Here is an 8,617-nt window from a genome sequence, read left to right on the forward strand (position 1 = left end):
TTGCTTCAATTAAAACAAACCTTTCCATTAATTCCGCCTGCTCAGAAGATAAATTCATCGCTTTCCTTCGTGTACGGAGGTTTAAAAACACATCAGTATTCCATTTAATATTACCCTAAGCTTTATTTATTCAAAAACTGGTTTTGCTGAAAAGATGGGGATCTTCTAAGATGTTGCGCTTTGGCAGCCAATTTTTTATATGATCTTAATCAACTAAAAGTTGTTACTAATCAAGCAAAGTCATGCTTAATGACTTTTGTCGAAGTGGATGAAGACAAATTAAAAACACAGCGTCTGAATGAGGTTAAGGCTTCTATCAATGAAATAGTTGAGACTCATCTTGATCTTCAGTCTCCTTCTCTTATGTATTGGGCCATTCGTTTAGTCGATGCTGATTTTTTTCTTTATTTGTTAAATAATTTTTTCCCAGCGTTATCCTTCCAAAACCTGAAATTTAAAATCCCGGAAGGTTTATCTTTCGATATAACTACTGAAATCTTTCGCTATAGCGCTGTTGATTTCTATAATGCCGTGAAAGAAACTATTGAGGAGGAGCAGCGAAAAAACGCTATTTATGGAAAGGCGCTGAGGTTCCCTTTATTAACGGGCTTCAAATGCAAAATGTGGAGTTAGCTTTTCATTTAATAAATGAACTTTCATTGGATGATTACCAACGTCATTTGAGTTATTCCGGCATTTATCCAGTCGTTTTCCTAATCGCGGTAAAAGGCGATTTTTAGCAATGATAACGACATTGGTGCAATCAATTGATTTGGAAACCGGTCTTTCTCGTATTGAAGTTGTTAATCGGATTCTGATTAAAAATTTAAAAACTATCTATATTAGTGGAATAGAACCTAAGTTGTAAGGTACTATTCATCCGTTTATTCAATGGTTAAAATTTTTGGAAAAAATAAACCCCTTTTTGCGTGTCGCATTTATATTATTGATCTTTATTATTTATCACCGGAATCGAAAGACAATACTGTAGCAAAACCACTGGAATTTTGTTTAGAAATGGTCATTTTTTAATTAGTTAATATCTCAGAAAACTGTCTCAAAGTTTGAAGCAAGCGTTTTGGAAAAGTTGCGGGGATTTTTATTAATCATTTAGTGCATTATAGAGAGCAATAATCAATTAGCGCATTTAAAGCTCTATTGTAACTTGCGAGGGCACAATTTCTATACAATTATTGAGTCACTCTTTCAAAATGAAGCGGGTATTGAAATACAACGGCCTATTATCTTTAATTACCAAGAAGAATTTGAAATTGATTTTATAAATCCGGTGAATTTTACTAACAACCTGAATTAATTGCTTCAAAATAAACAGTTTGAAGAAAATGATAAAAAGGAAAAGCGCTGTTCAAAGGAAGAAATGGTTTTTAAATACTAGAACAATTAAAAAATATCGTCTTTTAAACGAAGCGCGGTGGCTTAGAGAGCTTGAGGATAATATTAATTTGGTTTGTTATCCCAAAAACCACCTCGGAGAAACACAGTCAAAATTTCTGATTTTTTTGGCGATTGATTTGCAATCTGTATAATTATTTAAATTCCTTTTGGAACTTAATCCTCGTTTAAAAATATAACTTCTTATTTCTTTGAGTGATACGACTCAATAGAAACTTGTCAAAAATTTTTTAAAGTTTTAATGAGTTGAATAACCAGCATGGAAATGATTATTTTCTGGATGAATGTAACTTAGAAGGATGGAAGAATACCGCTAACGGTATTGCTTTCTCGATCGCCGGTAAATGTTCCTCTTTTAAAGTACTATATAAACCACTAAGATTCGTGTTATTATGAGTTTCAGCTCCATTTATAGGGTAGAGATTACGCACACCCGCCGCTCATGCTGGTACTTTGTCGTTTTAAAATTATTACTTTAGCTGATTTTGTTTCTGAAAAATATTTCTTAATCGCCATTTTTAATATGGCAATAGAATTCGTTTTAAAAGAAGATTCAAATCGAGGTTTAACCCAACTTCTGCGAAAAATGTTAAGCCGTTCTCAATTGTCAACTTTTATTTCAAATTCTTTCGAAGCAGGGGTTAAAAACTATTATAAGTTGGAGAGAAAAAAAGATCTTAAAAAATTCTTTTGATGAAAAGAAAAAATTTTAGGAAGTAAACAACCTTAATAATACAAAATGTTAGTCATAGATTTTTTGTCCTCGATAGAAGAGACGGCATTACAATTTATTCAATACTTTTATTTTGCGTAAAATGAAATTATCTTTGGCAAAAAAATCCTTTGATGAAGAAATCTATTTTTCAAAATGTTAAAGATGAAGTGAAATCGGCTATCGCTAACCTTATCGACCAGTTGGCGACTCCAGGAACTGTTGAAACCACAGAATTACGATTGAGTCATATTTTAGAATTTTATTTTGTTCTTTGTACGTTTGCAGATAACACGGGGGACCACGCTCTTCGAGACTCAGAAAAAGAAATTTGCACCCAAATGAGCTAGGGTTACCTTTATTTTTTGACGATTTCTCTCCCCAACAGTCTCAGCGCTTGTATGCGTTGTTAAATAACAACGGGTATCTGTTGGTTGCCCGGGCTGGTGCTTTATTGGACCGCTTTAAACGGCCTACTCTTTGAAGAAAAAGCATCTGATGTTGGGCTCAAAACAATAAAAATGCAAAAAAAGTATAGGAGAAAAAACCATCTAAAAAGGAAAAAATTAAGAAATCCAAACTAAAAAAATTATGAAAAATAATCAATCAGAAATCTCGATAACCTTTATCCACTTTGCTCTACCGCTTCTAAAAAACAAGCGTATTAAGAAGAACAAAAACAGGAGGCTATAGGCAACAAAGTTTTGTTTATAAATTATAGAATATCGAGCGTGAACTGCATCAGTTGCGAAGTTTTGAAAAAAATGGACTTTTTAGAGAAATAAATTGCATTATTTAAAAGTATTATTGATCGAGCCAAAGCATTGGCTTCTGTTGACAAGGATGAAAGTAACAACAAAGCTTCTCCTACTTGCCTGGATTTTTCAACAAAATTATGGGATTAGTTAGTCCATCAATGGAATTGTGCAGTTAGCGCATTTACTGAGGAAATAAAGTCAACGGATGTAAGGCTATGCGAGGAATTATTCTGCTGTCATATGCCAAATGAAATTAATTTTGAAGTGGATTACCATAAACGCCAGGAGGTACTTGAATTATTTTCAGAAATAGAAAAAGTAGAAATTGCCCAAGTTGGATCCCGTATTTTTGCACGAAAATTTCCGCCGTTGAAAAAAACCGATAACGACTATGTTCTTTATCTAGATCCAAATTTAATGGGGAACTTTGGCAAAAAGGTAACCGAAGTTGATCTCACTATAACGACAGCCGCACCCCAGCAAGACTTAAAACCGCGTTGGCTTAATCTCGGGAGCAGAGCGCAATAGCGATAAGGGAGGTAGGCGCTGCCCGGCCGCGAATGGGTGCAATGAATTTTTTGCGAGTGCACCCGTAAAGATTCGCTTTACGGCTCCGTTTGAGGATATTGTAGCTGCTTCGCCTTTCATGACACTTAATCGATTGGGGTATTGTCTTCGGATGTTTGCAAAGGTATTTTTGTTGCCGATCGAAATAGAGTTGCCTCGCGAGTGGTTAGCGTATCAAAATGATGAGAAAAATCTTGAAATTGTAAGTAAAGCCTTTCGAGCAGCGCTTTGCAAAGATAATTGTTCTCCTATGGGAATACTGAATTACTTGCGGCAGACGGGATTTTCCGATCTATCAATGCTTACAGTAGAAGAGGAATCAGATTCTGAAGCGTTGAAAAAGGGATTGTGCAAATTATTTCGCCCTTCTTCTTGCTCAACGGTGTCCTTTTTCGGGAGTAGGAAACAAAGTTATCTCTCCGATACAAATAATCAAAATGAGCGTAAAGCAATTTTTGGAAAAAGCTAAATTGTTTACTGACTGGAGGACAGATTTTTTATCTTCTGGCTCAATCGGCTTTTAAGACGAGCCGCCTTATTTGGATGAATAATTCGCCGCCCACCCGATTTGTCCAATATCTGAATAGCATGTTGATAAGCACTTTGAGCAGCATTAAAGTCATTAGCTTGGAGGCTTTTCAAAATTTTCTTGACGGCCGTACGAACGGCGGAATGTTGACTGGCATTATGAAGTTCGCGTTTTTCATTTTGTCGCGCACGTTTTTTTGCTTGCGCCGAATTTGCCACGAGGGACCTCCAAAATCGTTATTTACGACGCACAATATGCCGTTTTGGCCAGCGTTTGTCAATAGAACAGCCGTGGTGATACCCTATCTAAATCATTACCCAAAATGGTAAAGACAAAAATTTAAAACCCGTCACTCCCGCCTGCGCGAGAATGACAAAGCCTAAAATTGAAATGACTGTGAGTTGCGGGTAATGATAGGATCCTATCCTCACTTCTCCTTGATCACTAAATGGAAAGACAATGAGTCGCAAGTTGTTCAAGTCAACACTAGTGATTTCTAGTATGACGCTGATTTCTCGGCTTCTTGGCTTCGCTCGTGATGTGGTATTGGCCATTATCTTTGGAGCGGGGCCCGCTTTTGACGCTTTCGTGGTGGCATTCAAAATTCCAAATTTTATGCGCCGTCTCTTTGGCGAAGGCGCCTTTGCCCAGGCCTTCGTTCCGGTGCTTTCGGATTATCGGGCTAATCGCAAGCCAGAAGAAGTGCGTGAATTTATCAATCATATTGCCGGTACCTTAGGGGCCGCTTTGCTGATTGTGGTGGCCCTCGCTGAAATCCTCGCCCCGGTGATTATCATGGTTTTTGCTCCTGGTTTTGTGTGCGACCCGGTTCGGTTGGCGTACACCACGCATATGCTGCGCATTACTTCGCCTTATTTATTTCTTATCGCGCTAACAGCGTTTGCCGGAGCGACGTTAAATACGTTTAACCGTTTTGGTATACCAGCCTTTACACCCGTGTTGTTAAATGTTGCTATGATAGCCGTCGCCGGACTGTGGGCGCCGCATGCTTTGACGCAGATATACATTTTAGCGTGGGGCGTTTTGCTTGGCGGAATACTGCAATTACTTATTCAGATACCCTTTCTGTATCACTTGAATCTATTCCCGGTTCCTAAATGGCAATGGCGACACCCCGGAGTCATGCGCGTTTTAAAACTGATGGTCCCGGCGTTGTTTGGTGTTTCAGTGGCTCAAATCAGTTTGTTAATGGACAATTTCTTTGCTTCGTTCTTGGCAGCGGGCAACATTTCGTGGTTGTATTATTCGGATCGTCTCACCTATTTGCCGTTGGGAGTGATTGGTGTTGCTTTAGCGACGGTCGTGTTACCAAATTTAGCACGTCAACACAGTCAAAAATCAGCGCAAGCCTATTCCGCTACCCTCGATTGGGCATTGCGAATGGCGATGTTAATCGGCGTTCCAGCGGCCGTGGCACTTTTTATTTTAGCGGCCCCTTTATTGGCGACATTGATCTATCATGGTGCTTTTACTGCACACGATGTCCTAATGACACGCCGGAGTTTGTGGGCGTTTTCGGTCGGCTTGCCTGGGTTTATGCTTATTAAGATCTTGGCATCGGCATTTTATTCGCGACAAAATGTAAAAACCCCCGTTAAAATCGCCGCGGCGGCGGTGGTTGTTAATCTAACGTTAAATGCGGTATTGATTCACCCCTTGGCGCACGCGGGTTTAGCTTTAGCGACATCTTTGGCATCATCTTTTAATGCAATGTTATTATTGTATTTTTTGCTACGGGATAAGATTTATCAACCTTTGCCTAATTGGATAAAATTAATTTTGCGTTTGCTTTTTGCTAACGGAATCATGGGATTGACGATTAGTGCTTTTGCAGGGAGAGTTGATCATTGGCTGATGTGGTCAGTAATGGAGCGCGTTTGGCATTTGGTAGTGCTTATCTTGTTGGGATTGCTAAGCTACGTAGCGGCTCTGTGGATTTCAAGGTTGCGCCTGCGTGATCTTCGGCCCCCGGTTAACATTGATTGACGGGATTTATTCGGTTAGCCTGTGGTCCTTTTTCTGAAAGATCGCGCTCTTGTTCACTTCATGTAATTAGTATGAAATTAATACGTGGCAAACATAATTCACTCACCCATTTGAATGGTTGCGTGGCCACGTTGGGTAATTTTGATGGGCTGCATTTGGGTCATCAAGCGTTGTTAAAAAAGTTGAAGCAATTGGGTCGAGAATTAAAGCTTCCAACGGTGGTCATTATCTTCGAACCACAGGCCAAAGAATTTTTTGCAAAAGGTCAAACGGAAGCGCGATTGATGCGTTTTCGGGAAAAATGCTTGGGGTTTGCTGAATGGAAAATTGATTACCTATTGTGTTTGCGCTTTGATCACGCATTAGCTGATTTAGCGGCGGAAGATTTTGTTAAGCAAATTTTAGTGGATCGATTGGGAGTGAAAGCCATTGTGGCGGGCGATGATTGTCGTTTTGGCGCGAGAAGAGCGGGCGATTATGCGTTGTTAAAGCAATTGGGCGAGGAATATGATTTTAAGGTAATTGAAATGCCTTCGGTTATTTACGATGGCCAGCGCGTAAGTAGTACGCGTGTGCGACAAGCTTTGCAAGTAGGGGATATGGCCGTGGTGCGCGCTTTGCTGGGCCGACCGTATCGACTTTGCGGCCGCGTTATTGGCGGCGAGAAGCGGGGTCGAGAATTGGGCTTTCCTACAGCGAATATCGACTTGCATCGTGCGATTGCGCCAATGTCCGGTGTTTTTGTAGTTCGCGTTTTTTTAAATAAAAAATCTTATCGAGGGGTAGCCAGTTTGGGAGTCCGTCCTACTTTTAAAGATGGAAACGCCCGATTGTTGTTAGAAATTTATTTATTTGATTTTTCTAAAAGGATTTACAATTTTTATTTAGAAGTGGAATTTCTACATAAACTTCGAGAAGAAGTCCGTTTTGATTCGATAAGCGCTTTAATCGAACAAATGCGCCGCGACGTTATTGAAGCAGAAAAATACCACCAAATTTTATCATCCTTGAGAAGCTCGGAATCTCAACTTTAACTTTGCGGATGGAAATTCTATCCAACAAATGGGCTAAAGATTTCAAATTATAGTGTGATAATCATAATCAGAATTGTTATCATTATCGGATTCTGATTCGGCATGGGCAACAGGAGTTCTAAAAAATTGGGGGCTGTATAAAGGTTTTTCCTTATCCCCTGAGAGTAAATGTTTCTTTTATAAAATCTGCTATTTGCCCTTCTGATGGATTAAAAATTTTTTTATTGGAGTCGTTTTCAATTACTTTTATAATCAAAGACCACCATAGAAATTCATCATTTTCCAAAAAATTAAGAGAAACTAAATTTTTAAATGCGACTCTTAAGAAAGTATCCTCCCGATAGTAGGTTAGAGAGCTTACCTATAAAATAAGGGATTTTACGTACTGACGTTTGAGGGCTTCAGATTCAGGAAACGTTTCTGTAAACTTGTTTAAAACACAGGTGAAGTTAAATAAAGAGATATAGGTTTATAATTTACCTAAAATAATAGACAAAAGATTCTCTTTCGGCTTGGATGGATCTGACTCGTAACTAATTAGATCATTCACAATGCTATCTAGATCATTTTTAGAGATCGATTCCAGTAAGCCAGTGTCTTCTTCATTTTTTTCTTCTTTTCCTACGGGATAATCAAGCGCAATAGGAGAAAGAATGAATTCTGTTAATGAGTGAACTTTTTTTAAAATGGGGAGAACCTTCTGCTGATACTCCGCTTTTTTCTCTTGATCTAAATGATCCATATAAACGCAACACAAAAGTCATTCGAAGGGCTGGATTCGATTACTATTCACAGCGACTTTTAAAATCTGTGTTGCAAGTTTATCCGAAGAATCCGAAAGATCGGTAGTTAACCAGTTTGACAATCATCTTCTGGGAAATTGCATCAGCTTTTGCATTAGCAAGTTCAATGACTTTGGGGAGTTAGCTGCTGCAATGATTATTACACAAAAGGAAGGGATATCTTTATACGAGCATTCATCGTGTGTCAGGAATGATTTAAGGAGTTGCAAAATCTCATCTACTGGCAGGTTTTTACACGCATTTGATTGCATCAGCATTTTCAATGCGGCTGGATGGCCATTTGAGGCCGCACAAGTGATTACCCAGAGCCTAGGTGTTCAGGCTGAGATGGTACGGATTTAAAGATTTTGAATAACTGGGCGGGCATCAGTCGCACCTAAGCGTCTGACTACATCAATACTTCTAGGGCTTTTAAGGCTTTTCTATCATTAGGTTCAGTTGCACAAAAAATGGTACAAAAAAGACAGTATCACCTTCGTCTTCTCCGACTCGTGTACAAAAAAATTTACTTTTCCTATCAGCTCTTTTTCTTTAGTTGTGAGACTTCTGGGGCGCTTAGTAGGCGGTTCCGTGACTATTGTTTCTTGTCAACCCCTCATATAGATTCTCTTTGTTTATTTTACTTTCCTACAAAAATGAACTAAAGAATATCTCTAAAATATTAAAAATATTAATGAGGATTTCGTTCTGTGAGGGATCTCCGTACACGAAGGAAAGCGATGAATTTATCTTCTGAGCAGGCGGAATTAATGGAAAGGTTTGTTTTAATTGAAGCAATTGATTATAGGGGTTGA

At 38.7% G+C, this 8,617-nt stretch carries 4 protein-coding genes and 1 pseudogene; 3 read left to right on the forward strand and 2 right to left on the reverse strand.

What is annotated here, in order from left to right; translation table 11 throughout:
- The first annotated feature begins 91 nt into the window (after positions 1-91).
- Positions 92-3,919, forward strand: a pseudogene (locus OWO34_RS01815) (hypothetical protein).
- A gap of 5 nt (positions 3,920-3,924) precedes the next feature.
- On the opposite strand, the gene rpsT reads toward OWO34_RS01815, so the two are convergent.
- Positions 3,925-4,197 (reverse strand): 30S ribosomal protein S20, encoded by a 273-nt coding sequence (gene rpsT, locus OWO34_RS01820; protein ID WP_267256358.1) that lies wholly within the window; start codon positions 4,195-4,197, stop codon positions 3,925-3,927.
- 241 nt (positions 4,198-4,438) lie between these two features.
- On the opposite strand from rpsT, the gene murJ reads away from it, so the two are divergent.
- Positions 4,439-5,986 (forward strand): murein biosynthesis integral membrane protein MurJ, encoded by a 1,548-nt coding sequence (gene murJ, locus OWO34_RS01825; protein WP_267256359.1) that lies wholly within the window; start codon positions 4,439-4,441, stop codon positions 5,984-5,986.
- A gap of 71 nt (positions 5,987-6,057) precedes the next feature.
- Positions 6,058-7,020, forward strand: coding sequence for a bifunctional riboflavin kinase/FAD synthetase (gene ribF / locus OWO34_RS01830; protein WP_267256360.1), 963 nt, complete (start codon positions 6,058-6,060; stop codon positions 7,018-7,020).
- Between the two features lie 469 nt (positions 7,021-7,489).
- Here ribF and OWO34_RS01835 read toward each other — a convergent pair whose 3' ends face one another.
- A complete protein-coding gene (locus OWO34_RS01835; RefSeq protein WP_267256361.1) occupies positions 7,490-7,762 on the reverse strand; it encodes a hypothetical protein in 273 nt (90 codons plus the stop codon).
- Between the last annotated feature and the right edge of the window lie 855 nt (positions 7,763-8,617).

The organism is Coxiella endosymbiont of Ornithodoros maritimus, assembly GCF_907164965.1.
In the GTDB taxonomy this organism is placed as follows: Bacteria; Pseudomonadota; Gammaproteobacteria; order Coxiellales; family Coxiellaceae; genus Coxiella.

Bases quoted from the DNA above. Each gene is read 5' to 3' on its own strand.
- murJ (WP_267256359.1), top strand. From the start codon at position 4,439: ATGAGTCGCAAGTTGTTCAAGTCAACACTAGTGATTTCTAGTATGACG.
- ribF (WP_267256360.1), top strand. From the start codon at position 6,058: ATGAAATTAATACGTGGCAAACATAATTCACTCACCCATTTGAATGGT.
- OWO34_RS01835 (WP_267256361.1), bottom strand. From the start codon at position 7,762: ATGGATCATTTAGATCAAGAGAAAAAAGCGGAGTATCAGCAGAAGGTT.